Raw genomic sequence first — 24,909 nt, 5'->3', positions numbered from 1 at the left:
CAAACAAGACCCAGCGAGGAAACAGCATGTCCGAGTTCAAAGAGCTCAGCCGCTCCGTGAAGGGCCTGACCGTTCTCGTCACCGGAGCTGCCAGCGGCATGGGGCGCGCCACCGCGCGCGTGTTCGCAAGCGAGGGCGCGAACGTCGCTGTCACCGATTACGACGAGCAGGGTGCATTGTCTCTCGCGAAGGAGATCGCGGCGAGCGGCGGCGCGGCGAAGGCGTGGAAGCTCGACGTTGCAGACGCCGGCGAGATCAAGCGCGTGGTCGGCGATGTCGCCGCACATTTCGGCGGGCTCGACATCGTCGTCAACAATGCCGGCATCTCCGTGCGCGTCGCAATCGACGACGAAGGTTACGAAGACGCCTGGGCCAAGGGCATCGCCGTGATGCTGACGGCGCATCCGCGCATCATCCGCGCCGCGCTGCCGCATTTACGCCGGTCGAAGAGCCCGCGCATCGTCAACATCGCTTCCACCGAGGCGCTCGGCGCCACCGCATTGCACAGCCCCTATTCGGCGGCGAAGGGCGGCGTCGCGAGCCTCACCCGCTCGCTCGCGGTCGAGCTCGGCCGTGAAGGCATCACCGTCAACTGCATCTGCCCGGGCCCGATCCGCACCGCCATCACCGACCGCATTTCCGAGGAGCACAAGACCATCTACGCCAAGCGCCGCACCGCACTCGGCCGTTACGGCAACCCCGAAGAGGTCGCGCATATGACGCTGAGCCTGTGCCTGCCGGCAGCGTCGTTCCTCACTGGCGCGGTCATTCCCGTCGATGGCGGGTTGATGGCTCGGAACGCGTGAGAGGCGTCAAAGGTGCGTAGCCCGGATGGAGCGCAGCGCAATCCGGGACGGTCTTTCCACGAGGTGAGAACCCCGGATTATGCTTCGCTCCATCCGGGCTACGGGCTGCTATGCGCACTGAGCGTTGACAACGACGAGTGCGGGAGTAGCTTTTTCACCGACAGAACGGACCAACCGTTCGCGGCACGCGGGAGAGAACGTCATGACGATCGCCATCCGGCAGCTTCAGAAATATTTTGTGGGCGAGGTGTCCGGCCTCGATCTGCGCAAGCCTCTCACACCTGACGAGGCGCGCGAGGTCGAGGCCGCCATGGACAAATACGCGGTGCTGGTCTTCCACGACCAGGACATCAACGACGAGCAGCAGATGGCCTTCGCGCTGAATTTCGGCCAGCGCGAGGATGCGCGCGGCGGCACCGTGACCAAGGAGAAGGATTACCGGCTGCAGTCGGGCCTCAACGACGTCTCCAATCTCGGCAAGGACGGCAAGCCGCTGGCGAAGGACAGCCGCGCGCATCTGTTCAATCTCGGCAACTGCCTGTGGCATTCCGACAGCTCGTTCCGCCCCATCCCGGCAAAATTCTCGCTGCTGTCGGCGCGGGTGGTCAACCCGAAGGGCGGCAACACCGAGTTCGCCGACATGCGCGCGGCCTACGACGCGCTGGACGAGGAGACCAAGGCGGAGATCGAGGACCTCGTCTGCGAGCACTCGCTGATGTATTCGCGGGGATCGCTCGGCTTCACCGAGTACACCGACGAAGAGAAGGAGATGTTCAAGCCGGTGCTGCAGCGGCTGGTGCGGACGCATCCCGTGCATCGCCGCAAATCGCTGTATCTCTCATCGCATGCCGGCAAGGTGGTCGGCATGAGCATGCCGGAGGGACGCCTCCTGCTGCGCGATCTGAATGAACACGCGACGCAAGCAGATTTCGTCTACGTCCACAAATGGAAGCTGCATGATCTCGTGATGTGGGACAACCGCCAGACCATGCACCGCGTCCGCCGCTACGACCAGTCCCAGCCCCGCGACATGCGCAGGGCGACGGTCGCAGGGACCGAGCCGACGGTGCAGCAGCAGGCGGCGGAGTAGGCGCGGCAGTCGTGGTGAAGGCAGCGACGGCAGAGATGCCGACGACAGGGCGCGGGCGCTTCAACACACTCCGTCATTGCGAGCGAAGCGAAGCAATCCAGAATCCCTCCGCGTCGGGATTCTGGATTGCTTCGTCGCTTCGCTCCTCGCAATGACGTGGTGGGAGTTGAGCTACACTCAACGCCAGCTACGCGTGCCCAGCCTCGTTCGAGAGCATGCCGGGGTCGATGCCGATCTTGCGCAGGGCGCGGCCGTATTTCTCGTCGACGTCGTCGCCGAAGATCAGGTCGGCGTCCGCATCGCAATGCAGCCAGCCATTGCTCTGGATCTCGGTCTCGAGCTGGCCCGGTGCCCAGCCGGCATAGCCGAGCGCGAGGATGGCGTGCTTGGGGCCGGAGCCATTGGCGATCGCGCGCAGGATGTCGACGGTCGCGGTGAGGCAGACACCGTCGTCGATCCGCAGCGTAGCCTTCTCGATGTAGAAGTCGCTGGAATGCAGCACGAAGCCGCGGCCGGTGTCGACGGGACCGCCTTGCAGCACCTTCATGCTCTCGGCGTTCCCCGGCAGCTTGATGTGCTCGCCCTTCTTGATGATGCCGAGCTGCTGCAACAGCTCGGGGAAATCGATGCTGCCGGCCGGGTGGTTGACGATGATGCCCATGGCGCCTTCGGCCGAGTGGGCACAGAGATAGATCACCGAGCGCTCGAAACGGGGATCGCCCATCACGGGCATCGCGATCAGGAGTCGGCCGTCGAGATAACCGGCCGAATTGGGGAGCCCGGCGCCCGCGCCTCGGGTGCTTTCGCCCGTCCTCTTGCCAGTGGGAGCCATCGCTGAAGCACTCCGGTTTCAATTCCTATCCTGATGTCGGACCTAGCCGCTGTCAAATCAAGGCTTGCAGAGATTTGATTCGAGTGCATGCATCACAAGCAATTCAATGGTTTGCCTAGGTGTGACCCTGTAAAGACGTGCCATGCTGACAAGAGTTCCCCTGCGTGCGGCGATTGGCATCGCGACAACCCTGCTTGCGTCGGCGCTTGCCGCGCACGCCGACGACGCCTCGCCCTGGCAGCGCGACGGACATTCCGCAGTGCGGCTGCTGGCGGGATCGCGTAGCGGCGCCGTGCTGCTCGGCGGTATCGCCTTCCAGCTCCAGCCCGGCTGGAAGACCTACTGGCGCATGCCCGGCGATTCCGGCGTTCCGCCGCGGTTCGACTTCTCGAAATCAGAAAATGTCGAAGCGGTGACGGTGATGTGGCCGGCGCCGCTGAAATTCGACGACGGCGCGGGCGGCCATTCGATCGGCTATCACGACCAGATCGTGCTGCCGCTGCGCATCGTCGCCAAGTCCGCCGACAAGCCGGTGACGCTGCGTGCCGAGATCAACTACGCGGTGTGCGAGAAACTTTGCATTCCTGTCGAGGCCAATGCCGAGCTCGGCTTCAACAGCGTCGCCTCGACCGAGGACGCGAACTTGCGTGCCGCGCTCGACACCGTGCCCAAGCCCGCCACGATCGGTGATCCCAATCCGCTCACCATCCGCGACATCAAGCGCGACGGGGCCAAGAATGTGGTGGTCGACGTGATTGTGCCTGATGGCCGCAACGTCAATCTGTTCGTCGAAGGGCCGACGCCCGACTGGTCGTTGCCGATCCCCGCGCCGATCGCGCCCAGCCCGCCCGGCGTGAAGCGCTTCTCATTTGAGCTCGACGGGCTGCCGCCGGGCGCCAAGGCCGAGGGCGCAGCGCTGAAGTTCACGCTGGTTGGGCCGGAGAAGTCGTACGAGTTCAATACGAACCTGGAATGAAGTTTGCCGATCGTCCCCGCTCCCGTGCATAATTGCACACGAGAACGTGTACTCGAGAAGGCGCAGACGTCGGCCTCTAACGCTCAAGCGGAAATCTTACGATCAGTCAGAGCATTACTGTCCTGGACCCAGAGCAGTCCCAATTTTGGCGATGCCGAAGCAACATGGTCAGTCTCGCAAGCGTCGTATAGGCTCTGTCAAGCGTGGCATTCAGCGCCACGTCAAACCACAAGGAGCAAGCCATGATGAATCCGAGGATTCTTGGCGCGGCCGTGGTTGCGGCATCCGCCTTGTTCAGTTCTGCTGCACCAGCGCAGTGGGCCCAATCCAATCCGGACCTCTGCCAAGCTGAATTCGCCAACTGCACCGGTCTTGGAACCGGCAGTCCCCCCACCGCCCCTCGGTATCGGCAAGCAGCTCGTCGAGCGGCGTATCAACAGCCGGCGCCAGTAGGCGCTCCCGCCGCCGGCAGCTGGGGCAATCCCGGCGGCTGGGGCAATTCCTACGCCATGTATGGCGGCGGCGACGGCGGTTACGGCTGGAACGGCAGCTGGTCTCAATATGCCGCCCGCAACGGCATCGTCTGCAGGCCTGGCACCCTTTACAAGGGTGCTGACGGTCGCCAGCATCTCTGCCAATAACCCATCTGCACCCAGGCTAGGTCAGGCGGCCCAAAGGGCCGCCTGTTTCATGCCGGACCGTGGTTCTCGTTCTGAGTGGGTCAACGTGGAGGCGGCCAGACTCTTGTCTTCCAGCTGATGGTCGCTGGCCCCTTTCGGCACAGCACTGACCTCATACGCGGCCTGACCACCGCGCCAGTTCATGCGTACGCGCCTAGGCCGGGACAATATCGTTGACCCAACCGTATCTTAACGAATGGTTGCTAGGTCAAAGGCTGCCGCAGCATGCGGAACGCTTGGTGCGGGACGTTTGGGGACCCTCGAATTGGCCGTGATGGATGCAGAGCCAGCAACGACCGGACCGGCCGGACTGATCGCGCGACTGCGCGGCAAGCTGACGGGCGGATCGAGCGAGGCGTCGCTGACGCGGCGGCTGGCGGGCACGATCTTCATCATCCGCGTCATCAGCGCGGGCCTTGCCTATGTCTCGCAGGTGCTGCTCGCACGCTGGATGGGCACGTCCGACTACGGCATCTATGTCTATGTCTGGACCTGGGTGCTGCTGCTCGGCAGCATGATGGATTTCGGCATCTCGGCCTCCGCGCAAAAAATCATCCCGGAGTACCGCACGAGCGGCGAGCATGCGCTGCTGCGCGGCTTCCTCTTCGGTAGCCGCTGGCTGACCTTTGCCGTCTCCACGCTGGTGTCGCTCGGCCTTGCCGGCATCGTCAGGCTGCTGTCGCCCTGGATCGATCCGGCCGAGGTGCTGCCGCTCTATATCGGCTGCATGACGCTGCCGGCCTTCGTCGTCGCCAACACCCAGGACGGCATCGCGCGCTCGCACGACTGGATGCAGCTCGGCCTGATGCCGCAATTCATCATCCGCCAAGCGCTGATCATCGGCATCACGGGCGCCGCCTTCCTGCTCGGCTATCATCTCGGCGCGGTCGCCGCGATGGTCGCGAGCCTGGGTGCGGTGTGGATCGCGATGACCGGCCAGATGGTGGTGCTGAACCGCAAGCTCGCCGACCACATCGAGCCGGGCCCGAAGGCCTACGATGTCAGTGGCTGGCTCGCCATATCGCTACCGATCCTGCTGGTGGAGAGCTTCTACCTGCTCTTGTCCTATACCGACGTGCTCGTGCTGCAACAGTTTCGGCCATCCGACGAGGTCGGCGTCTATTTCGCCGTGGTGAAGACGCTGGCGCTGGTCTCGTTCATCCACTACGCGATGTCGGCGACAACGGCGCATCGCTTCGCGGAATACAACGCCAGCGGCGACAAGGCGCGGCTGTCGGCTTACGTCGCGCACGCCATCAACTGGACGTTCTGGCCGTCGCTGTCGGCGACCATCGTGCTGCTCGCGCTCGGCAGGCCGCTGCTCTGGCTGTTCGGGCCGCAATTCGTGGTCGGCTACGACATCATGTTCGTCTCAGCGATCGGCCTCGTGGTGCGCGCCGCGATCGGCCCGGTCGAGCGCCTGCTCAACATGCTCGGCGAGCAGAAGATCTGCGCGCTGGCCTACGCGCTGGCCTTCGTGATGAACCTGGTGCTCTGCATCGCGCTGGTGCCGCGCTACGGCGGCCATGGCGCGGCCGCGGCGACCTCGATCTCGCTGAGCTTCGAGACGGTGCTGCTGTTCTGGATCGTGCGGCAGCGGCTGGGACTGCATGTGCTGGCGTTCGGCAAGTAGACGCTGCGCGCCTTGCCGGTGCGGTGGAACGGCTGTTTCGCGGCATGGCGCGGAATGAGGCGAAACTCCTACCCATTCAGAACCAGCAGCATGATTTTTCTTATTCCTCCTAAGTAGTTGCCACTCGGGGAAAGTTTATTCTACGTCGTATTGCCCAACGGACGAGATAAACCTAACATTCCCCAGACCATGATCGATCCACTCTACGTCGCCTCCGGATTTGGCGTCGGCCTGCTTGTCGGGATGACCGGCGTGGGTGGCGGCTCGTTGATGACGCCGCTGCTGATCCTGCTGTTCGGCGTCCATCCTTCCACCGCCGTCGGCACCGACCTGCTCTATGCCGCCGCCACCAAGACCGGCGGCAGCATCGTGCATGGCTGGTCGCGCAGCGTACACTGGCCGGCGGTGCTGCGGCTCGCCTGCGGCAGCATTCCGGCGAGCGCGCTGACGCTGCTGGTGCTGTGGAAGCTCGATCTCAAAAGCGATACCGAGCGCAGCCTGGTCAATTTGGTGCTGTGCTTCGCACTGCTGCTGACCGCGACGTCGCTGATCTTCCGCAAGGCGATCATGGAGCGCTATCGCAGGAGACTGGAGCAGGTCGACGATCGCACCACGGCGGTTGCGACCGTCATCACGGGCATCGTGCTTGGCGTGCTCGTCTCGATTTCGTCGGTCGGCGCCGGCGCCGTCGGCGTGACCGTGCTGCTGCTGCTCTACCCGCGCCTGCCGATGGCAACCATCGTCGGCTCCGACATCGCCCATGCCGTGCCGCTGACGCTGGTGGCCGGCATCGGGCACTGGGCGCTTGGCGATGTCGACTGGGCGCTGATGGGCGTGCTGCTGCTGGGCTCGCTGCCCGGCATCATCGTCGGCAGCTACAGCGCGACACGCGTCCCCGAGACGGTGCTGCGCCTGACCCTTGCCAGCGTGTTGTTCGTGGTCGCCGGCAAGATCATGTTCGCGGAGCTGAACCTGTCGTCGGCCATCGTGACGGCGCTGGCCTGGACGCATTGAGCGAGAGCGGCCGCCTCGTTCTCACTCTCGTAGGGTGGGCAAAGCGAAGCGTGCCCACCGCTCTTTCTCAACCGCGGACAAATGGTGGGCACGGCGCTGGCGCGCCTTTGCCCACCCTACGGCATCGAGCGCTTACTCCGCGGTCCAGCCGCCATCGATCGACAGGTTGGTGCCGGTGATCTGCGCGGCATCGTCGCTGCACAGGAACAGCGCGAGCGCCGCGACCTGCTCGGAGGTGACGAACTCCTTGGTCGGCTGCGCGTCGAGCAGCACATCGTTGATGACCTGCTCACGCGTCAGGCCGCGCGCCTTCATCGTGTCGGGGATCTGCTTCTCCACCAGCGGGGTCCAGACATAGCCGGGGCTGATGCAATTGCAGGTGATCTTGTGGGTCGCGACCTCGAGCGCCACGGTCTTGGTCAGGCCGGCGATGCCGTGCTTGGCCGACACATAGGCCGACTTGAAGGGCGAGGCGACCAGCGAGTGCGCCGAGGCGGTGTTGATGATGCGGCCCCAGCCCTTCTTCTTCATGCCGGGCACCGCGGCGCGGATGGCATGGAAGGCGGAGGACAGGTTGATCGCGATGATCTGGTCCCACTTCTCGACCGGGAACTCCTCGATCGGCGAGACGAACTGGATGCCGGCATTGTTGACGAGGATGTCGACCGAGCCGAACGACTTCTCGCCGAGTGCGATCATGCCGGCTATCTCGGCGGGCTTGGTCATGTCGGCGGGCGAGTAGACCGCCTTGACGCCGAAATCGGATTCGATCTTGGCGCGCTCCTTCTCGATGTCCTCGGGCGAGCCGAAGCCGTTGATGACGACGTTGGCACCGGCCGCGGCAAAGGCGCGCGCATAGGCGAGCCCGATGCCGCTGGTCGATCCGGTCACGACGGCGTTTTTGCCTGACAGAGTACCCATGTTATTCGCTCCTTTTTGGCGGGGGCGCGGTGACGTCCCCCGTGAGATCGTAGGTCACCATGGTCTCGCCGGACTGCGGCTGCTCGAGCCAGTCCTTGTGGCGCATCGACAGGTGCACGTCGCGCACGCCGGCTTCCCAATGCTCGACCATGGCGACGTGCGAGAAGTCGTAATCCTTGGACGAGGATTCGTAGTTCTTGCTGCGATAGATCAAATGCACCACCGTGACGGTGCTCTCACGTGCTGCCTTGGCAAGGAATTCGACGGAAGGGTCGTTCTTGAGATAATCGGGCAATTTGGAAATCAGGTCGCGCACGGCCCGGCGGGCATTGTGGATCTGCTTGTTCTTGTCCGTATTCATGCGCGTGCGGCTAGAGAAGCGGATGTCCTTCTCGCGCTCGGTCGCCTCGAGCAGCGAATTCGGCAGATCGCCGCGCGCCGAGAACAGGTCGACCTGGAAGATCAGCATGTCGCGCGCGAGCTCGGCATCGAGCACGTAATCGAGCGGGGTGTTGGAGGCGATGCCGCCGTCCCAGTAATGCTCGTCGTCGATGATCACGGAGGGAAAGCCCGGCGGCAGCGCGCCGGAAGCCATGATGTGCTCGGGGCCGATCTTCTTGCCGAGCTTCTTGAACTCGTAATTGTCGAAATATTTGAAGTTGCCCGAGGTGACGCCGACCGCGCCGACCGAGAAGCGCGTCTTGAGGTCGTTGATGCGGTCGAAATCGACCAGCCGCTCCAGCGTCTTCTTCAGCGGCGCGGTATCGTAATAGCTCTCGGCTTCGGGATGGCCCGGCGGCCACATCGGCGCGGGCGGGACGCGCGGCACGAAGAAGCCGGGCACGCCGAAAGTGGCGATCAGCGCCGCACTCGTCGAGTTGAACAGCTCGCGGCTGTGATCGCTCCTGCCGACCGGCTTCCACGGCACCGGCGCCGAGACCATTTCCCAGAATTCCTTCAGCCGCTTGACGCGGGTGTGGCCCTCATTGCCGGCGATGATGGCGGCGTTGATCGCGCCGATGGAGATGCCGGCGACCCAATCCGGCTCGAAGCCGTAGCCGCATAGCGCCTGAAAGGCGCCGGCCTGATAGGAGCCGAGCGCGCCACCGCCCTGCAGGACCAGGACGCGTTGCGCATTGGCGGGGACGCTGGCGGATTCCGGGCTATGATCGGTCATAAGGGAACAATAGCATAAGGGAACAACAGCAAATGGCGCGCCACCGTGGCGACAGTCCGCCGCGGCGTCAATGCATCCGGGGATCAAGTCTGGCTTATCGGGGCTCGGTCGAGGCCAGGATCATGGTCCAGAACACCTTGTACTTGGTGCCCGGAGCATAGCTCGCCGCGATGCCTAATTTTGTGACACCGCTCTTGAGCATGTTGGCGCGGTGCGGAGGCGAGTCGCGCCAGCCGGAAAAAGCTTCCGCCAGCGTATGATAGCCGGCCGAGACGTTCTCGACGGCAACCGTGGCCGGATAGCCTCCGGTGGCAAGGCGCTTGGCCAGCGGCGCGCGGACGTCGTGGTCCATCTTGTTGGCCGCGGCCATGGCCTGGGACTGGGATTCGGCGAGCCGCATCAGATCAGGGTCGATCACGATGGTGCCGAGCATGTTGTTCTGGCGGTATTGCGAGATCATCACCGCGGCAGCCTGCGCGTCGAGCTGGGCGCCCGGGACCGCCATGTCCGTATACATCGACGGCTGCTGGACCGGCGCTTCGTTGCCGGCACAGCCGGCGAGCAGCAAAGTGATGAGAATCGCGGCCGCAGCGCGCATGAATCGAGGCCCCCAATGAGGGGGCCGTTGTTGCATACCAACCGTGGCTGAAAGGTGAATTTTGAGGAAAATCGTAGCCGTCATTCCGGGGCGATCCGAAGCATCGAACCCGGAATCTCGCGCCACAATCTCGAGATTCCGGGTCTGGTCCTTCGGACTATCCCGGAATGACGCGAGCCTACGCCGCAAAGATCCGGTAGCGGCGGGGATTGAGGCCGATGGTGTCGCCGGCGCGCAGTTCCTTGTCGCGGGGGGCGTCGATCTCGATGGTTTCGCCGCCTGACAGCGCGACCTCCGCCCGCTGCACCGGACCGAAATTGCGGACGTGCTGGACCGCGCCCTCGAAGGCGCCGGTGCCGGGCGGGCCGACCAGCATGTCATGTCGCCGTACGAACAGCTTTGACGCGCCAGGCACGAGGCCCTCCGCCGTGAGCTGAAGCGGCCGGTCGCCGAGCCTGATCACGCCGCCGTCGACCTGGACCGGCAGCTCGATGGACTCGCCGATGAAGCCGTGCACGAACGCCGTCGCCGGGGTCTCATAGACGTCGTCGGGCGAGCCGATCTGCTCGATCCGGCCCTTGTCCATCACCACGACGCGGTTGGCGACTTCGAGCGCCTCCTCCTGGTCGTGGGTGACGAAGATCGAGGTGACGTTGATCTCGTGATGCAGCGAGCGCAGCCATCTGCGCAGCTCTTTCCGCACCTTCGCATCGAGCGCACCGAAGGGCTCGTCGAGCAGGAGGATGCGCGGCTCGATCGCCAGCGCACGGGCGAGCGCAATGCGCTGGCGCTGGCCGCCGGAGAGCTGGCTCGGATAGCGGTCGGCGAGCCAGTCGAGCTGGACGAGATCGAGCAGCTCCTTGACGCGGGCACGGATCGTAGCCTCGTCCTTGCGGACCGCGCGCGGCTGCACGCGCAGGCCGAAGGCGACGTTCTCGAACACCGTCATGTGGCGGAACAGCGCGTAATGCTGGAACACGAAGCCGACGTGACGCTCGCGGGCTCCTTGCGCCAGCGCGTCCTCGCCGTTGAAGGAGACTTCGCCGGAATCCGGCCAGTCGAGACCGGCGATGATGCGCAGCAAGGTGGTCTTGCCGGAGCCGGAGGGCCCGAGCAGCGCCAGCAGCTCGCCATTGTCGACCTTGAGGTCGACGCCGTCGAGGGCGGCAAAGCTGCCGAACTTCTTGACGAGATTCCTGACTTCAATGGTCACTTGCGTCTTCTCCTTCGTCGAGATGACGTTCGAGGACGGTTTTTGCGATCAGCGTGATCAGCGCCAGCATCGCCAGCAGCGAGGCGATCGCGAAGGCGGCGACGAACTGGTACTCGTTGTAGAGGATCTCGACCAGCAGCGGCATGGTGTTGGTCTCGCCGCGGATGTGGCCGGAGACGACCGAGACCGCGCCGAACTCGCCCATCGCGCGGGCGTTGCAGAGCAGGACGCCATAGAGCACGCCCCATTTGATGTTGGGCAGCGTGACGCGGAAGAAGGTCTGCAGGCCCGAGGCGCCGAGCGAGATCGCGGCCTCCTCCTCCTGCGTACCTTGCTCCTGCATCAAGGGGATCAGCGCGCGCGCCACGAACGGGAACGTCACGAAGGTGGTTGCAAGCGCGATGCCGGGCACCGCGAACAGGATCTGGATATCATGGTCGCGCAGCCAGCTGCCGAAATAGCCTTGCGCGCCGAACAGCAGCACGAAGACGAGGCCCGAGATCACCGGACTGACCGAGAACGGCAGGTCGATCAACGTGATCAGGAAGGTCTTGCCCTTGAACTCGAACTTGGCGATTGCCCAGGCGGCGACGAGACCGAACACGAGATTGAGGCCGACCGAGATCGCCGCGACGATCAACGTCAGCTTGATCGCCGCCATCGCCTCCGGCTCGGCGAGCGCGGCGAGATAGGCGAGGATGCCGCGCGAAAACGCCTGCGCGAACACGACCACCAGCGGTAGCACGACGAAGACGGTGAGGAACATGATCGCCAGCGTGATGATGGCGATGCGCACCGCACGCGGCTCGGTGCGAAGATTGTCACGCGCTGCCGCCGCATGCGCGCGCGCCTTTTCACGGGCCTTGGCATCGGAAGCCGAGAGCGACACGGTATCTGCGATCTGCATCGTCATCGCATCCTCCTCAGCGCGCCGGAATCCGGCTCTGCGCCCAGCGCTGGAGCCGGTTGACGGCGAAGATGACGACGAAGGAGACGACAAGCATGACCACCGCAATGGCGGTCGCATCGGCATAGCGGAATTCGGAGAGGCGGATCACGATCAAGAGCGGTGCGATCTCCGAGACGTTGGGCAGATTGCCGGCGATGAAGATCACCGAGCCGTATTCACCGACGGCGCGGGCAAAGGCCAGCGCAAGCCCCGTCAGCAGCGCCGGTGCGAGCGAGGGCAGGATCACGCGGATGATGGTCTGCCAGCGGCTGGCCCCCAGGCTGCCCGCGGCCTCCTCGATCTCGGGGTCGAGATCCTGGAGCACCGGCTGCACGGTGCGGACCACGAAGGGGATGCCGATGAAGATCATGGCGACGAAGATGCCGACCGGCGTAAACGCCACCTTGATGCCGAGCGCGGCGAGCGGCGCTCCCAGCCAGCCCTTCTCGGCGAACAGCGCGGTCAGCGCGACGCCGGCCACCGCCGTCGGCAGCGCGAACGGCACGTCGACGATGGCGTCGAAGATGCGCCGGCCTGGAAAGCGGTAGCGCACCAGCGCCCAGACGATGATGCTGCCCATCACAAGATTGACGCAGGCGGCCGCGAAGGCGAGGCCGAAGGAGACGCGGAGCGCGTTCAGAGTGCGGCGGCTGGAGAGGATGTTCCAGAACTGCTCGGGACTGAGCTCGAACGATTTCAGGAACAGCCCGGCAAGCGGAATCAGGATGATGATCGACAGCCAGGAAAGCGTCAGTCCCATGGTGAGACCGAAGCCCGGCAATGTCCGGCGTCGTGCTGCTAGTGCGCTCACCAGGCCCCCTGCTAAAGCCTCCTACGTCGGCGCCCGATCAGTTCTTGTAAATCTGATCGAAAACGCCGCCGTCGGCAAAATGTTCCTTCTGCGCCTTGGTCCAGCCGCCAAAGACGTCGTCGATCGTGAACAGCTCGACCTTGGCGAAGGCGTTTTCGTACTTCTTGGCAATCTCGGCATCGCGCGGACGGTAGAAGTTGCGCGCGGCAATCTCCTGGCCCTCCTTGGTGTACCAGTACTGAAGGTAGGCGTCGGCCGCGTTGCGCGTGCCCTTCTTGTCGGAAACCTTGTCCACGATCGCGACCGGCGGCTCGGCGAGGATCGACTGGGGCGGCGCCACGATCTCGAACTTGTTCGCGCCGAACTCCTTCAGCGCGAGGAACGCCTCGTTCTCCCAGGCGAGCAGCACGTCGCCGACTCCGCGCTCGACGAAGGTCACGGTGGCGCCGCGCGCGCCGGTATCCAGCACCGGAACCTGCTGGTAGAGTTTTCCGATGAAGTCCTTGGCCTTGTCGGCCGAGCCGTATTTCTTCTGCGCAAAGCCCCAGGCGGCGAGATAATTCCAGCGCGCCCCGCCCGAGGTCTTCGGGTTGGGCGTGATTACGGCAACGCCCGGCTTGAGCAGATCGTCCCAGTCCTTGATGCCCTTGGGATTGCCCTTGCGCACCAGGAACACGATGGTCGAGGTGTAGGGTGATGAATTCTGCGGCAGCCGCTTCTGCCAGTCGGCCGCGGTGAGGCCCTTACCGGCGATGGCGTCGATGTCATAGGCGAGCGCCAGCGTCACCACATCGGCCTGCAAGCCGTCGATCACGCTACGCGCCTGCGAGCCGCTGCCGCCATGCGACTGCTTGATCTCGACGCTCTTGCCGGTCTCCTTCTGATAGGCGGTCGCGAACGCCTTGTTGAACTCGGCATAGAGCTCACGCGTCGGATCGTACGACACGTTCAGAAGATTGATGTCGGCGGCGAGAGCCGAGCTTGCCCAAAGCAGTCCTGCCACGAGCGGAACGATACGGCGCATCATGTCCATCTCCATTCACCTCGACGACATCGGCGTCATCGATGGCAGGCATAACTCGGGGCGAAACGCTCTTAAGTCAACGGAACCGGATTTTCTTGTTCGCAGCCGGGCAGCTCAACTGTGCTACGAAATCTTCATCGTGTGGATGCCGCATTCCGTCTTCGACCGGCCGCGCCAGCGACCGGCGCGCGCATCCTCGCCCTCGGCCGTTCTGCTGGTGCAAGGCATACACCCAACCGACAGGAAACCGGAGGCAGCCAGTGGATGACGCGGCAATTTGGCGCGGACGAAGATCGCTTCGAGTTCCTCGCGCGAGACATTGGCGAACGGGTTGAACTTCAACCGCGCACCGTCGATCTCGACGACGGGAATATCGGCGCGTGCATTGCCTTGGAAGCGCTTGCGGCCGTTGAGCCAGGCGTCGAACGGCTGCAGCGCGCGCGCCAGCGGCTCGACCTTACGAATGCGGCAGCAGGCATCGGGATCGGAGAACCAGAGGTCACGGTCGGGATCCTCGCGCGACAGCGTCTCCTCCGCCGGCTTGATCGAGCGCACGTCCTTCAAGCCCAGCGCCGCGATCAGCGTGTCGCGATAGGCCAGCGTCTCCTCGAACAGCCACCCGGTGTCGAGGAAGACCACCGGGATCGCAGGATCGACATCCGCCATCACCTTCAAGAGTGTCGCCGATTCCGTGCCGAAGGACGACACCAGCGCAAGCTTCTCGCGCCCGACCGTCTTCACGGCCGCGGCAATGACCTCCGCGGGCGAGGCATCGCGCAAGGCGCGATCGAGCTCCTCCACTGAGGCCAGCGCAGAGATGGACGAAACCTGAGGCGCGATCGCGTTCACGTGCCGACACCTTCGGAGTGACGCAGCTGCATGCGTCGGTGCAGCGCCGTGACACGGCCGTCGCCGGTCGGCTGGTAGAACACCGAATAGCGCTTGGCGGTCTGCATGAAGGCTTCTGCGTCGGCCTGCTTCTTGACCTCGAAGGAATCGAAGCCGGCACGCAGCATGAACACGAACTGGTCGCGGAGCACCTGGCCCGTCGCGCGCAGCTCGCCGCGATAGTTGTAGCGTTCGCGCAGCAGCCGCGCCTGGCTGTAGGCGCGCCCGTCCCGGAAGGTCGGGAACACCAGCGCAACCGCGGCGATCTTGCCGAGATACGGCACAAGCTCGGCGATGTCGCGATTGTTCGGCCAGATCACGCCGACCTTGCCCGAACGCTTGAGCAGCGCGTCGGCCTCGCCGAGGAAGCGCTCTGCCGGCACCAGGATGTCGCCGCCCTCGGGCAGCGGGGTGTCGACGGCCAGCTTGACGAAGCTGTCGTCGGCGATCTTTCCGCCGTTAACGAGTGGCATAGACGCGCTCCTTGAAGGGTTCGACACCGAGGCGCTTCACCGTGTCCATGAACAATTCTTCCGGGCGCTCGCGCAGCGCCAGATACGCCTCCACGACGTCCTCGATGACGTCGGCGACCTCGTCGAACTTGACGCCGGGACCGATCAGGGTGCCGAGCGCGGCGTTCTCGTCGGCGCGGCCGCCGATGGTGATCTGGTAGACCTCCTCGCCGTTCTTCTCGACGCCGAGAATGCCGATATGACCGACATGGTGATGGCCGCAGGCATTGATGCAGCCGGAGATGTTGATGTGCAGCCGCCCGATCAGGTTGGCGAGCTCATGATTGGCAAAGCGCCGCGTCAGCTCCTGCGCGATCGGGATCGAGCGCGCATTCGCCAGCGAGCAATAGTCGAGCCCGGGGCAGGCGATGATGTCGGTGATCAGATTGACGTTGGGCGTCGCAAGGCCAAGCTTGTCGAGCGCCTTCCACAACGCCGGCAAATCGCGCTTGGCGACGTGCGGCAGCGCCAGATTCTGCTCATGGCCGACCCGGATCTCGCCGAAGGAATATTTGTCGGCGAGGTCAGCGAGCGCGTCCATCTGCTCGGCCGTGGCATCGCCCGGAGGCCCGCCGGTCGGCTTCAGCGAGATCGTGACGATCGAATAGCCCTGCACCTTGTGCGGAGCCACCGAGTTCTTGCGCCACGCCTCGAACTCGGGATCGGCCGCGGCCTGGCGTAGCTCGTCCGGCATGTGCGGCAGCTTCTCGTAGGCCGGATAGGTGAAGCGCGAGCGGATGTCCTCGATCACCTCGTCGTCGATCTGGAGCGAGGAGTTGCGAATGTGCTGCCACTCCTCCTCGACCTCGCGCGAGAATTTTTCGATGCCGAGCTCGTGCACCAGGATCTTGATGCGCGCCTTGTAGATGTTGTCGCGGCGGCCGTACTGGTTGTAGACGCGAAGGATCGCCTCGATGTAGCTGAGGATGTCGCGGCCGTGCACGAAGTGCTTGATGGTCTTGGCGATGAACGGCGTGCGGCCGAGACCGCCGCCGACCAGCACCTCGAAACCGGTCTCGCCCTTCTCGTTCTTGATCAGGCGGAGGCCGATGTCGTGGATCTTGATCGCGGCGCGATCGTGGTCCGAGGCGGTGATCGCAATCTTGAACTTGCGCGGCAGGAACGAGAATTCCGGATGCAGCGTGGTGTGCTGGCGGATCAGCTCCGACCAGATGCGGGGATCCTCGATCTCGCCCGGCGCGACGCCGGCCCACTGGTCCGAGGTGACGTTGCGCATGTTGTTGCCGGAGGTCTGCATCGCGTGGATGCCGACCTCGGCGAGATCCGCCAGCGCGTCCGGCAGCTCGGCGAGCTTGATCCAGTTGAACTGGATGTTCTGGCGCGTGGTGAAATGGCCATAGCCGCGGTCATATTTGCGCGCGACATGCGCCAGCGCCCGCAACTGGTTCGTCGCCAGCGTCCCGTAGGGGATCGCGACGCGGAACATATAAGCGTGCAGTTGCAGATAGACGCCGTTCTGCAAGCGCAGGATCTTGAACTCGTCCTCGGTGAGCTCGCCGGACAAGCGCCGCTTCACCTGGTCGCGGAACTCCGAGACGCGCTCGTTGACGAGCGTGCGGTCGATTTCGTCGTAAGCGTACATAGAAGAATGCCTTAAACCTGGGCCGGCTGTCCGATGGTGACGCCGGTGCGGCGGATCTGTTCGCGCAGGTTGCCGGGCAGGATCTTGCCGTCCTCGCCGACCTGCACGGGCGCGATATAGGGACCGATGGCGCCGACGTCATCGGCCACCGACTCCGCAAGCAACGCCTTGGCCTCGTCGGAGTTGCGCACGATCGCAGCTTCCGAGAGGTCCGCGGACCAGCTCTTGGCGGCGGTGCGGTACACCACGATGCCGTCCCAGGTGCGGTTGGCGGTCACAACCGAGGGGCCGGCGATCTTGATCTTCTTCTGTTCGAGCGGAGAGGTCATTCGGCTGCATCCAATAGGTCAGAGATGATTTGCTTGGGTGTCTGGCGGCGAAGCGAGCCGGCATGCCGGACCACGTCGCCGATGATGAGGATGGCGGGACCGCCCTGGATCCGCCGCACGAGCTCGGGCAGGTCGCGCAGCGTACCGATCGCTCCTTGCGCATCGGGCCGGGTGACACGAGCGAACACGCCGACCGGCGTTTCCGGCGAACGTCCGGCCGCGAACAGGCCGGCGCGCACGGCGGGTGCCGCAGTCATGCCCATGTAGACCACGACCGTCATTTTCGTGTCGATCATCGTGGACCAGTCCACGGCTTCGGCATCGCGCGCCTTGTGCGCGGTGAGGAAGGTGAAGCGGGTTGCTTCGTGACGGTAAGTGAGCGGCACCTCGAAATCGGCAGCGCCACCCAGTCCTGCGGTGATGCCGGGAATGATCGAATAGGCGAGGCCGGCGGCACGCAGCGCTTCCACTTCCTCACCGCCGCGGCCGAACACGAGGGGATCGCCGCCCTTCAGCCGCACCACGCGCTGGCCTGATTGCGCGGCCTCGATCATGCGCTTGTTGATGGCGTCCTGGCCGATGCCGGGCTTGCCGACGCGGCGGCCGACCGGCACGCGCGTGGTGTCGCGGCGGATGCGGTCGAGAATCTCGGGCGAAACCAGCTCGTCGTGGAAGACGATGTCGGCGTCCTGAAGTGCGCGCAGCGCCTTGATGGTGAGGAGGTCAGGATCGCCGGGACCGGCACCGACCAGCGCGACCGAGCCTTCCGGCTTGTCGGCACGCGCGAAATCGGAGGGATCGGTAATCGCCTTGAGCGCCGCGTCCGCTTCGCCCTTGCGCCCCGAGAGCACGGCGGCACCGATCGGACCGTCGATGACGCGCTCCCAGAAGCGGCGGCGCAGCGGAAACTCGGCGATGCGCTCGTTGATGGATTTGCGGAAGGTGCCGATGAACTCGGCGAGCTCGCCGATGCGCGCCGGCAGCAGCGCCTCGATCTTCTCGCGCACGCGCCGCGCCACCACCGGCGATGTGCCGCCGGTGCCGACCGCGACCACGACATCGCCGCGATCGACGATGGCCGGGAAGATGAAGCTGGAATGCTCGAGATCATCCATGACGTTGACGGGCAGGCCGAGCGCCTTCGCCCGCGCCGACATGGCAACGCCGACGTCGCCCGCACCCGCACAGACGATAGCGATGACGCCGGAGAGATCAGCGGTCAGCGGATCGCCGGCCGCGATTTCGATGCGCGAAGCGTCCTCGGAGCCAAGGCCGAGGTCATGATTGCCGTCGATCGCATGCACGCGGAGGCGCGCGCCGGCAGCGGCGAGCACGCGCAGCTTGGCGCGCAAAAGCTCACCCGCGCCGATGAGGACCACCGGACCGGCCTTCAGATCGAGAAACACCGGCAAGAACCGCATGCGATACTCGCTTCCCCCACATCCGGGGTTGACTGGAATTATTTTCTATATATGTGTCGTTTCGAGCGCGCAAAGAGAAAATTTTTTCTTCTCTTCTGCACCGCAACTATAGAAAATTCGCCTCCAAACGCAAAGTGGCAGAGATGCATCTTCTCAAGGACGATTCCGCAGCTGTCGGAGTGAGCAGCCCGGCCTCCGCCAGCCGCTCAGGCTCGCAAGAATTTTCTGCTGACGTTGCGCCCAGCATGGACCATCTCGACCAGCTCGAGGCGCAGAGCATCTACATCTTTCGCGAGGCCTTCGCCCGCCTGAAGAAGATCGCCCTGCTGTGGTCGCTCGGCAAGGACTCCAACGTCATGATCTGGCTGGCGCGGAAAGCGTTCTTCGGCCGCATGCCGTTCCCGGCGCTCCATGTCGACACCGGCAAGAAGTTTCCGGAGATGTATCGCTTCCGCGATCATTACGGGAAGGAATGGGATCTCGATCTGCGCGTCGAGCCCTGCCCGCCCATCGATGCCGTCGACCCGACGCTTCCCCCCGCCGCCCGTTCCGCCGCGCGCAAGACCGAGGGCCTCAAGATGGCGCTCGCGAAGTACGGCTTCGACGGCCTGATCGCCGGCATCCGCCGCGACGAGGAAGCGACCCGCGCCAAGGAGCGCGTGTTCTCGCCGCGCGGCCTCGAAGGCAATTGGGACGTGCGCGATCAGCCGCCGGAGTTCTGGGACCACTTCAACGCCTCGCCGCCGCAGGGCGCGCATTTGCGCATCCACCCGATCCTGCATTGGACCGAGGCCGACATCTGGGCCTACACCAAGCGCGAGAACATTCCGATCATCCCGCTTTATCTGTCGCAGAACGGCAAGCGCTATCGCTCGCTGGGCGATCAGGACATCACCAACCCCGTGAATTCGACGGCATCGACCATCGACGAGATCCTGGTCGAGCTCGAGCAGACCAAGGTGCCGGAGCGTGCCGGACGCGCGCTCGACCACGAGACCGAGGACGCCTTCGAGCGCCTTCGCGTCGCCGGCTATCTCTGACCTTAGGACGCTTTGCGGCTATGAACATGATCGTCACTCCCGCTTCGCCTGCGACCCCGAACGGCACCACGCGTCCGCAAGTGCGCATCGTCATCGTCGGCCATGTCGACCACGGCAAGTCGACGCTGGTCGGCCGCCTCCTGCACGAGACCGGCAGCCTGCCCGACGGCAAGCTCGAAATGCTCAAAGCCGTCAGCGCACGGCGCGGCATGCCGTTCGAATGGTCGTTCCTGCTCGATGCACTACAGACCGAGCGCGACCAGGGCATCACCATCGACACCACGCAGATCCGCTTCCGCACCAATTCGCGCGACATCGTCTTGATCGACGCGCCCGGCCATGCCGAATTCCTGCGCAACATGATCACCGGCGCCTCGCAGGCCGACGGCGCGGTGCTGATCATCGACGCGCTCGAAGGCGTGCGCGACCAGACCAGGCGGCACGGTTATCTCCTGCATCTGCTCGGCGTGAAGCAGGTCGCCGTCGTCGTCAACAAGATGGACCGCGTCGATTTCTCGGCCGATCGTTTCAAGGACATCAGCGACGAGATTTCCGCGCATCTCAACGGTCTCGGCGTGACGCCGACCGCCGTGATCCCGATCTCCGCGCGCGATGGCGACGGCGTTGCCCAGCGCACCGACCGCATCGGCTGGTACAAGGGGCCGACCGTGGTCGAGGCGCTCGACAGGCTCGAGCCGGCGCGGCCGCTCGAAGCGCTGGCGCTGCGCCTGCCGGTGCAGGCGATCTACAAGTTCGACGACCGCCGCATCGTGGCAGGCCGCATCGAATCCGGTAGCCTCATTGCCGGCGACGAGATCGTGATCATGCCGGCCGGCAAGATCGCGAAGATCAAGACGGTCGAGAGCTGGCCGGTGACGCCGGTCGCGGGACGGCAAGGAGCCGGCCGCTCGGTCGGCATCACGCTCGACCGCGAGCTGTTCATCGAGCGCGGCGACATCGTCGCGCATGCCGGCACCGCGCCGCGCGAGACGCGGCGGCTGCGCGCACGCATCTTCTGGCTGCACGACAAGCCGCTCGCCAAGGGTGACCAGCTGCTGGTGCGCTGCGGGCCGAAGGAAAGCCGCGCCACCGTCGTCGCCATCGAGAAGGCGGTCGATCCCGGCGAGCTCTCGAGCAGCGAGAACAAGGCGATCGGCCGCAACCATGTCGGCGAGATCGACATTTCTCTTTCGAATCCGATTGCCACCGATCCCTACACCGAGAATCCGCGGACCGGGCGTCTGGTGATCGAGGTCTCCGGCCGTATCGCCGGCGGCGGCCTCGTGCTGTCGGTCGATGCCGGCCAGCGCGCCGTGCCCGTCGATATCGTGCCGGTGGAATCGGCGCTTCGTCCCGACGAGCGCTCGGCGCGCTATCGTCACAACGGCGCCGTGGTCTGGCTCACCGGTCTGCCGGCCTCCGGCAAGTCGACGCTGGCGAAGGCGCTGGAGCGGCGTCTCTTCAGCAATGGCGGCTCGCCGATCCTGCTCGACGGCGACACGCTGCGCGCCGGCCTCAACGGCGATCTCGGCTTCTCGGCCACCGATCGCAGCGAGAACATCCGCCGCCTCGCCGAGGTCGCGACGCATCTCGCCCGCAACGGCCACATCGCGATCGTCGCCGCCGTCTCGCCGGCGCGCGAGGACCGCGCTGCCGCACGCCGCATCGCCGATACCGCGTTCCGCGAGATCCATGTCGCAACGCCGGCCGGCGTCTGCGAGGAGCGCGACCCCAAGGGCCACTACAAGAAGGCGCGCGCCGGCGCGCTTGCCTCTTTCACAGGCATCGGCAACGACTACGAGGCGCCGCAGGCGGCCGAGCTCGTGATCGACACGTCGCAGCGGACGGTGGCCGAGGCGGCCGACGAGATCGAGCAGATGCTCAAGACATCGGGCGTACTGTTCGACGAGCTCGTGGACCTCGCCGCGAATATTTGAGGCACGTGCTCCGCTTAAGGGGCACACTCCGCGCCACATCAACGGTGTCGTCATGGCGAAAGCCAGGACCCATACCGCGTGATCTATCGATAGTAGCCGGGGGCCAGTCCCCGAACGACGAGTCTTCGCCAAACTCCTCCCTGGGAGAATGGGTCCTGGCTTTCGCCAGGACGACGTCGGGGAGAGACCGTCGCCTTCGCGTCCACGCGATCCGACCCAGTCCCCCACCTCACCTTGACATTTTGACAAACCCCCGGGGGTCTTCTCAGCGCCCCGATTTTGGGGCTAATAGGTCCCGAAAGCCGCCCCTCGTGGGCGCATTTTGCTGCTGTCGGGTCAAAAGCAGCCAAAAACAGCCATTTCCAACAAGAAAGCCCATCATGAAACGCGTCGACGCCCACGGATTGAAGATCGCTCCCGTCCTGTTTGACTTCATCGCCAAGGAAGCGGCCCCGAAAACGGGGATCGCGCCGGATGCGTTCTGGGCCGGGGTTGCCGCCATCATCAAGGACCTCGGACCGAAGAACCGCGCGCTGCTGGCGGTGCGTGACACGCTGCAGGTCAAGATCGACGACTGGCACCGCGCCAATAAGGGCAAGGCGTTCGACCTCGAGGCCTACACCGCCTTCCTGAAGGAGATCGGCTATCTCGTCCCGGAGCCGGCGACGCAGAAGGTCGAGACCGCCAATGTCGACGAGGAGATCGGCAAGATCTGCGGCCCGCAGCTCGTCGTGCCGCTCACCAACGCGCGCTACGCGCTGAACGCGGCGAACGCGCGCTGGGGCTCGCTCTACGACGCCTTCTACGGCACCGACGCGATCCCGCACGACCCGTCCGAGGGCGGCAAGGGCTATAACAAGGCGCGCGGCGACAAGGTGATCGCCAAGGCCAAGGCGTTCCTCGATGCGGCCGCGCCGCTCGCAACCGGCAGCCACACCGACGTCACCGCCTATAGCGTCGTCGCGGGCCAGCTCGCGGTGAAGCTGAAGAGCGGCAACGCGACCGCGCTGAAGAACGCCGCGCAGTTCGCCGGCTTCCAGGGCGATGCGGCCGCACCTTCCGCGGTGCTGCTCGTCAACAACGGCCTGCATGTCGAGGTGAAGATCGACCGCAGCAGCACGATCGGCAAGGACGATCCGGCCGGCGTCGCCGACATGATCATGGAAGCCGCGGTCTCCACCATTCTGGACATGGAAGACTCGGTCGCCGCGGTCGATGCCGAAGACAAAGTTCTCGTCTATCGCAACACGCTCGGCCTGATGAACGGCACACTGTCAGCCGATTTCGAGAAGGGCGGCAAGACGCTGACGCGTTCGCTCAACGCCGACCGCGTCTACAAGACGCCTGACGGCAAGGGCGAGCTCAAGCTGCACGGCCGCAGCCTGCTCTTGATGCGCAATTGCGGTCACCACATGTTCACCGACGCGGTGCTGGACGAGAAGGGCGAAGAGGTTCCGGAAGGCCTGCTCGACGCCGCCGTCTCCGGACTGCTCGCCATCCACGACCTCAAGGGTAACTCCAAGGTCAAGAACAGCCGCACGGGATCGGCCTATATCGTCAAGCCGAAGATGCACGGCCCCGACGAAGTCTCGCTCACCTGCGAGATCTTCGACCGCGTCGAGAAAATGCTCTCGCTGCCGGAGAACACGCTCAAGGTCGGCATCATGGACGAGGAGCGGCGCACCACCGTCAACCTCAAGGCCTGCATCCAGCGCGCCTCCAAGCGCATCATGTTCATCAACACCGGCTTCCTCGACCGCACTGGCGACGAGATCCACACCTCGATGGAAGCGGGCCCGATGATCCGCAAGAACGAGATGAAGGCGCAGGCCTGGATCAAGGCGTATGAGGACTGGAACGTCGACATGGGCCTGACCTGTGGCCTGCCCGGCCATGCCCAGATCGGCAAGGGCATGTGGGCCGCGCCCGACAAGATGGCGGACATGCTGGCGCAGAAGCTCGCCCACCCGCAGGCCGGCGCCACCACCGCCTGGGTGCCCTCGCCGACCGCGGCGACGCTGCACGCGCTGCACTACCACCAGGTCAACGTGATCGCGCGCCAGCAGGAGCTGACCAAGGGCGGGCCGCGTGCAAAGCTCTCCGACATCCTCACCATTCCGGTTTCGAAGTCGAACTGGGCGCCCGACGACGTCAAGCAGGAGATCGACAACAACTGCCAGGGCATCCTCGGCTATGTCGTGCGCTGGATCGACCAGGGCGTCGGCTGCTCCAAGGTGCCCGACATTCACGACGTCGGCCTGATGGAAGACCGCGCGACGCTGCGCATCTCCAGCCAGCATCTCGCCAACTGGCTGCACCAGGGCGTGATCACCGAGGCGCAGGTGATGGAATCGCTCAAGCGCATGGCCGTCGTCGTCGACAAGCAGAACGCCGGCGATCCCATCTACAAGCCGATGGCGCCTGCCTTCGACGGCGTTGCCTTCAAGGCCGCCTGCGACCTGATCTTCAGGGGACGCGAGCAGCCGAACGGTTATACCGAATACATCCTCACCGCGCGCCGCCGCGAGGCCAAGGCTCTTGGATAACAAGGCGCTCGGCTGAACTGATCTTTTGAACGCCAAAAGCCCCGGCAACAGCCGGGGCTTTTTTTGTTGGGCACGCGTAGCCCGGATGAGCGAAGCGACATCCGGGACCGGCGGAGCTTGGGGCAAGACCCCGGATCGCTTCGCTCATCCGGGCTGCAAGGCCATCGCTTGTGGCAGACGAAACGTCGCGACACGCCACGGAACGGCTGCGCGCGCCTCGCGTTGTCCGGCCATCAACCCATGGGAGATGGTCATGGACTGGAATCGGATCGAAGGAAACTGGAAGCAGTTCAAGGGATCGGCCAAGGAGAAATGGGGCAAGCTCACTGACGACGATCTTCAATTGATCGAGGGCCGCCGCGAGCAGCTCGAAGGCCGGATCCAGGAACGCTACGGCAAGGCCAAGGACCAGGTTCGTCAGGACGTCGACGACTGGCTGAAGTCGCTGCACTAGCACAGCATGAACGAAGCCCCGGCTCAGGCCGGGGCTTCTTGTGTGGTGATCCGTGGCCCGGATGAGCGATGCGACATCCGGGACCTTTGTTGCGGCTCCCCGGATATCGCTGCGCTCATCCGGGCTACGATACTGTCGCTAGAACACCGCGAGATATTTCAACAATGACACGATGCCGATGATGATGACGATGACGCGCGCGATCTGCTTGGCACGGCCATCCATCGGCAGCATGTTGATGAGATAGAGTACGAGGATGACGACGAGGAAAGTGACGAGGACGCCGATCAGCATTGCAGGGACCCCCCTTCTGGCAAATTGCTAACGGTATCCTAACGCCCATCTCGCGCGCCGGTTCCATCCAGGCAACCCATTGCAACTTCTAGTAAATGCGTATTTCTACCAGCCGGCTGGCTGCCTAAAACTTTACCCTTTTCCTTTCACATGCGGAAACC

General features: G+C 64.6%; 24 protein-coding genes. 10 read left to right on the top strand and 14 right to left on the bottom strand.

The genetic code is table 11. The features are described from left to right. Positions 1–26 precede the first annotated feature (26 nt). Complete coding sequence (locus IQ16_RS00280; protein WP_018646663.1) at positions 27–806, top strand: SDR family NAD(P)-dependent oxidoreductase; 780 nt, start codon at positions 27–29, stop codon at positions 804–806. A gap of 202 nt (positions 807–1,008) precedes the next feature. Beyond that, a complete protein-coding gene (locus IQ16_RS00275; RefSeq protein WP_018646662.1) occupies positions 1,009–1,896 on the top strand; it encodes a TauD/TfdA dioxygenase family protein in 888 nt (295 codons plus the stop codon). A gap of 187 nt (positions 1,897–2,083) precedes the next feature. Here IQ16_RS00275 and IQ16_RS00270 read toward each other — a convergent pair whose 3' ends face one another. Continuing rightward, on the bottom strand, positions 2,084–2,728 hold the full coding sequence (locus IQ16_RS00270) for a YqgE/AlgH family protein (RefSeq protein ID WP_018646661.1): 645 nt from the start codon (positions 2,726–2,728) through the stop codon (positions 2,084–2,086). A gap of 142 nt (positions 2,729–2,870) precedes the next feature. Here IQ16_RS00270 and IQ16_RS00265 point away from each other — a divergent pair, with 142 nt between their 5' ends. The 4 genes from IQ16_RS00265 to IQ16_RS00250 all read left to right on the top strand — a co-directional run bounded on the left by IQ16_RS00265 (position 2,871) and on the right by IQ16_RS00250 (position 7,031). Continuing rightward, complete coding sequence (locus IQ16_RS00265) at positions 2,871–3,704, top strand: protein-disulfide reductase DsbD domain-containing protein (protein WP_018646660.1); 834 nt, start codon at positions 2,871–2,873, stop codon at positions 3,702–3,704. 242 nt (positions 3,705–3,946) lie between these two features. Then, entirely contained in the window at positions 3,947–4,345 is a 399-nt protein-coding gene (locus IQ16_RS00260; protein ID WP_018646659.1) for a hypothetical protein, read from the top strand. Positions 4,346–4,649: 304 nt separating this feature from the next. Continuing rightward, positions 4,650–6,017 (top strand): flippase, encoded by a 1,368-nt coding sequence (locus tag IQ16_RS00255; RefSeq protein WP_018646658.1) that lies wholly within the window; start codon positions 4,650–4,652, stop codon positions 6,015–6,017. A gap of 189 nt (positions 6,018–6,206) precedes the next feature. Next, positions 6,207–7,031, top strand: a complete 825-nt coding sequence (locus IQ16_RS00250) for a sulfite exporter TauE/SafE family protein (RefSeq protein WP_018646657.1) — start codon at positions 6,207–6,209, stop codon at positions 7,029–7,031. A 132-nt stretch (positions 7,032–7,163) separates the two neighbouring features. Here the strand turns inward: IQ16_RS00250 and IQ16_RS00245 are convergent, their stop codons facing one another. From IQ16_RS00245 to cysG, 12 genes are all read right to left on the bottom strand, one after another. After that, positions 7,164–7,952, bottom strand: coding sequence for a 3-hydroxybutyrate dehydrogenase (locus tag IQ16_RS00245; protein WP_018646656.1), 789 nt, complete (start codon positions 7,950–7,952; stop codon positions 7,164–7,166). A 1-nt stretch (position 7,953) separates the two neighbouring features. Next, positions 7,954–9,129, bottom strand: a complete 1,176-nt coding sequence (locus IQ16_RS00240) for a DUF3734 domain-containing protein (RefSeq protein WP_018646655.1) — start codon at positions 9,127–9,129, stop codon at positions 7,954–7,956. A 94-nt stretch (positions 9,130–9,223) separates the two neighbouring features. Continuing rightward, positions 9,224–9,727: a CAP domain-containing protein gene (locus IQ16_RS00235; RefSeq protein WP_018646654.1), complete on the bottom strand. Its 504-nt coding sequence runs from the start codon at positions 9,725–9,727 to the stop codon at positions 9,224–9,226. A gap of 178 nt (positions 9,728–9,905) precedes the next feature. Beyond that, positions 9,906–10,940, bottom strand: coding sequence for a sulfate/molybdate ABC transporter ATP-binding protein (locus IQ16_RS00230; RefSeq protein WP_018646653.1), 1,035 nt, complete (start codon positions 10,938–10,940; stop codon positions 9,906–9,908). Further along, positions 10,930–11,853, bottom strand: coding sequence for a sulfate ABC transporter permease subunit CysW (cysW, locus tag IQ16_RS00225; protein WP_018646652.1), 924 nt, complete (start codon positions 11,851–11,853; stop codon positions 10,930–10,932). Before cysW ends, IQ16_RS00230 begins: the two co-directional genes overlap by 11 nt. Before the next feature lie 10 nt (positions 11,854–11,863). Next, entirely contained in the window at positions 11,864–12,700 is an 837-nt protein-coding gene (gene cysT, locus IQ16_RS00220) for a sulfate ABC transporter permease subunit CysT (RefSeq protein WP_080648153.1), read from the bottom strand. Between the two features lie 37 nt (positions 12,701–12,737). Continuing rightward, positions 12,738–13,739: a sulfate ABC transporter substrate-binding protein gene (locus IQ16_RS00215; RefSeq protein WP_018646650.1), complete on the bottom strand. Its 1,002-nt coding sequence runs from the start codon at positions 13,737–13,739 to the stop codon at positions 12,738–12,740. A gap of 108 nt (positions 13,740–13,847) precedes the next feature. Then, entirely contained in the window at positions 13,848–14,573 is a 726-nt protein-coding gene (locus tag IQ16_RS00210; protein WP_018646649.1) for a phosphoadenylyl-sulfate reductase, read from the bottom strand. Continuing rightward, positions 14,570–15,085 (bottom strand): DUF934 domain-containing protein, encoded by a 516-nt coding sequence (locus IQ16_RS00205; RefSeq protein WP_018646648.1) that lies wholly within the window; start codon positions 15,083–15,085, stop codon positions 14,570–14,572. The genes IQ16_RS00210 and IQ16_RS00205 overlap by 4 nt, the downstream gene beginning before the upstream one ends. Further along, a complete protein-coding gene (locus IQ16_RS00200) occupies positions 15,072–16,727 on the bottom strand; it encodes a nitrite/sulfite reductase (RefSeq protein WP_018646647.1) in 1,656 nt (551 codons plus the stop codon). Before IQ16_RS00200 ends, IQ16_RS00205 begins: the two co-directional genes overlap by 14 nt. Positions 16,728–16,738: 11 nt before the next feature. Further along, positions 16,739–17,056: a DUF2849 domain-containing protein gene (locus IQ16_RS00195; RefSeq protein WP_018646646.1), complete on the bottom strand. Its 318-nt coding sequence runs from the start codon at positions 17,054–17,056 to the stop codon at positions 16,739–16,741. Next, entirely contained in the window at positions 17,053–18,477 is a 1,425-nt protein-coding gene (cysG, locus tag IQ16_RS00190) for a siroheme synthase CysG (RefSeq protein ID WP_018646645.1), read from the bottom strand. The genes IQ16_RS00195 and cysG overlap by 4 nt, the downstream gene beginning before the upstream one ends. Before the next feature lie 245 nt (positions 18,478–18,722). On the opposite strand from cysG, the gene cysD reads away from it, so the two are divergent. From cysD to IQ16_RS00165, 4 genes are all read left to right on the top strand, one after another. Further along, positions 18,723–19,517 (top strand): sulfate adenylyltransferase subunit CysD, encoded by a 795-nt coding sequence (gene cysD, locus IQ16_RS00185; RefSeq protein WP_020608061.1) that lies wholly within the window; start codon positions 18,723–18,725, stop codon positions 19,515–19,517. Positions 19,518–19,537: 20 nt separating this feature from the next. Beyond that, on the top strand, positions 19,538–21,454 hold the full coding sequence (cysC, locus tag IQ16_RS00180; RefSeq protein WP_018646642.1) for an adenylyl-sulfate kinase: 1,917 nt from the start codon (positions 19,538–19,540) through the stop codon (positions 21,452–21,454). Between the two features lie 380 nt (positions 21,455–21,834). Next, complete coding sequence (locus IQ16_RS00170; protein WP_018646640.1) at positions 21,835–24,000, top strand: malate synthase G; 2,166 nt, start codon at positions 21,835–21,837, stop codon at positions 23,998–24,000. Positions 24,001–24,253: 253 nt separating this feature from the next. Further along, on the top strand, positions 24,254–24,454 hold the full coding sequence (locus IQ16_RS00165; RefSeq protein WP_026312563.1) for a CsbD family protein: 201 nt from the start codon (positions 24,254–24,256) through the stop codon (positions 24,452–24,454). Between the two features lie 138 nt (positions 24,455–24,592). Here the strand turns inward: IQ16_RS00165 and IQ16_RS00160 are convergent, their stop codons facing one another. Then, positions 24,593–24,748 carry a Thivi_2564 family membrane protein gene (locus tag IQ16_RS00160; protein WP_018646636.1) on the bottom strand — a complete coding sequence of 52 codons (156 nt, stop codon included), beginning with the start codon at positions 24,746–24,748 and terminating at the stop codon, positions 24,593–24,595. Positions 24,749–24,909: the final 161 nt, after the last annotated feature.

The organism is Bradyrhizobium huanghuaihaiense, from assembly GCF_007830635.1.
GTDB classification, from domain to species: domain Bacteria; phylum Pseudomonadota; class Alphaproteobacteria; order Rhizobiales; family Xanthobacteraceae; genus Bradyrhizobium; species Bradyrhizobium huanghuaihaiense.
The sequence above is the reverse complement of the archived record's forward strand: the minus strand, read 5'-3'. Positions and strand labels throughout refer to the sequence as shown.

What these genes read in the sequence shown, in the direction of transcription:
- IQ16_RS00260 (WP_018646659.1), top strand. Translation starts at nt 3,947, where the DNA reads ATGATGAATCCGAGGATTCTTGGCGCGGCCGTGGTTGCGGCATCCGCC.
- cysG (WP_018646645.1), bottom strand. Translation starts at nt 18,477, where the DNA reads ATGCGGTTCTTGCCGGTGTTTCTCGATCTGAAGGCCGGTCCGGTGGTC.
- IQ16_RS00165 (WP_026312563.1), top strand. Translation starts at nt 24,254, where the DNA reads ATGGACTGGAATCGGATCGAAGGAAACTGGAAGCAGTTCAAGGGATCG.
- IQ16_RS00240 (WP_018646655.1), bottom strand. Translation starts at nt 9,129, where the DNA reads ATGACCGATCATAGCCCGGAATCCGCCAGCGTCCCCGCCAATGCGCAA.
- IQ16_RS00275 (WP_018646662.1), top strand. Translation starts at nt 1,009, where the DNA reads ATGACGATCGCCATCCGGCAGCTTCAGAAATATTTTGTGGGCGAGGTG.
- IQ16_RS00265 (WP_018646660.1), top strand. Translation starts at nt 2,871, where the DNA reads ATGCTGACAAGAGTTCCCCTGCGTGCGGCGATTGGCATCGCGACAACC.
- IQ16_RS00170 (WP_018646640.1), top strand. Translation starts at nt 21,835, where the DNA reads ATGAAACGCGTCGACGCCCACGGATTGAAGATCGCTCCCGTCCTGTTT.
- IQ16_RS00205 (WP_018646648.1), bottom strand. Translation starts at nt 15,085, where the DNA reads ATGCCACTCGTTAACGGCGGAAAGATCGCCGACGACAGCTTCGTCAAG.
- cysC (WP_018646642.1), top strand. Translation starts at nt 19,538, where the DNA reads ATGAACATGATCGTCACTCCCGCTTCGCCTGCGACCCCGAACGGCACC.
- cysD (WP_020608061.1), top strand. Translation starts at nt 18,723, where the DNA reads ATGGACCATCTCGACCAGCTCGAGGCGCAGAGCATCTACATCTTTCGC.
- IQ16_RS00160 (WP_018646636.1), bottom strand. Translation starts at nt 24,748, where the DNA reads ATGCTGATCGGCGTCCTCGTCACTTTCCTCGTCGTCATCCTCGTACTC.
- IQ16_RS00280 (WP_018646663.1), top strand. Translation starts at nt 27, where the DNA reads ATGTCCGAGTTCAAAGAGCTCAGCCGCTCCGTGAAGGGCCTGACCGTT.
- IQ16_RS00195 (WP_018646646.1), bottom strand. Translation starts at nt 17,056, where the DNA reads ATGACCTCTCCGCTCGAACAGAAGAAGATCAAGATCGCCGGCCCCTCG.
- IQ16_RS00270 (WP_018646661.1), bottom strand. Translation starts at nt 2,728, where the DNA reads ATGGCTCCCACTGGCAAGAGGACGGGCGAAAGCACCCGAGGCGCGGGC.
- IQ16_RS00200 (WP_018646647.1), bottom strand. Translation starts at nt 16,727, where the DNA reads ATGTACGCTTACGACGAAATCGACCGCACGCTCGTCAACGAGCGCGTC.
- IQ16_RS00235 (WP_018646654.1), bottom strand. Translation starts at nt 9,727, where the DNA reads ATGCGCGCTGCGGCCGCGATTCTCATCACTTTGCTGCTCGCCGGCTGT.
- cysW (WP_018646652.1), bottom strand. Translation starts at nt 11,853, where the DNA reads ATGACGATGCAGATCGCAGATACCGTGTCGCTCTCGGCTTCCGATGCC.
- IQ16_RS00215 (WP_018646650.1), bottom strand. Translation starts at nt 13,739, where the DNA reads ATGGAGATGGACATGATGCGCCGTATCGTTCCGCTCGTGGCAGGACTG.
- IQ16_RS00245 (WP_018646656.1), bottom strand. Translation starts at nt 7,952, where the DNA reads ATGGGTACTCTGTCAGGCAAAAACGCCGTCGTGACCGGATCGACCAGC.
- IQ16_RS00250 (WP_018646657.1), top strand. Translation starts at nt 6,207, where the DNA reads ATGATCGATCCACTCTACGTCGCCTCCGGATTTGGCGTCGGCCTGCTT.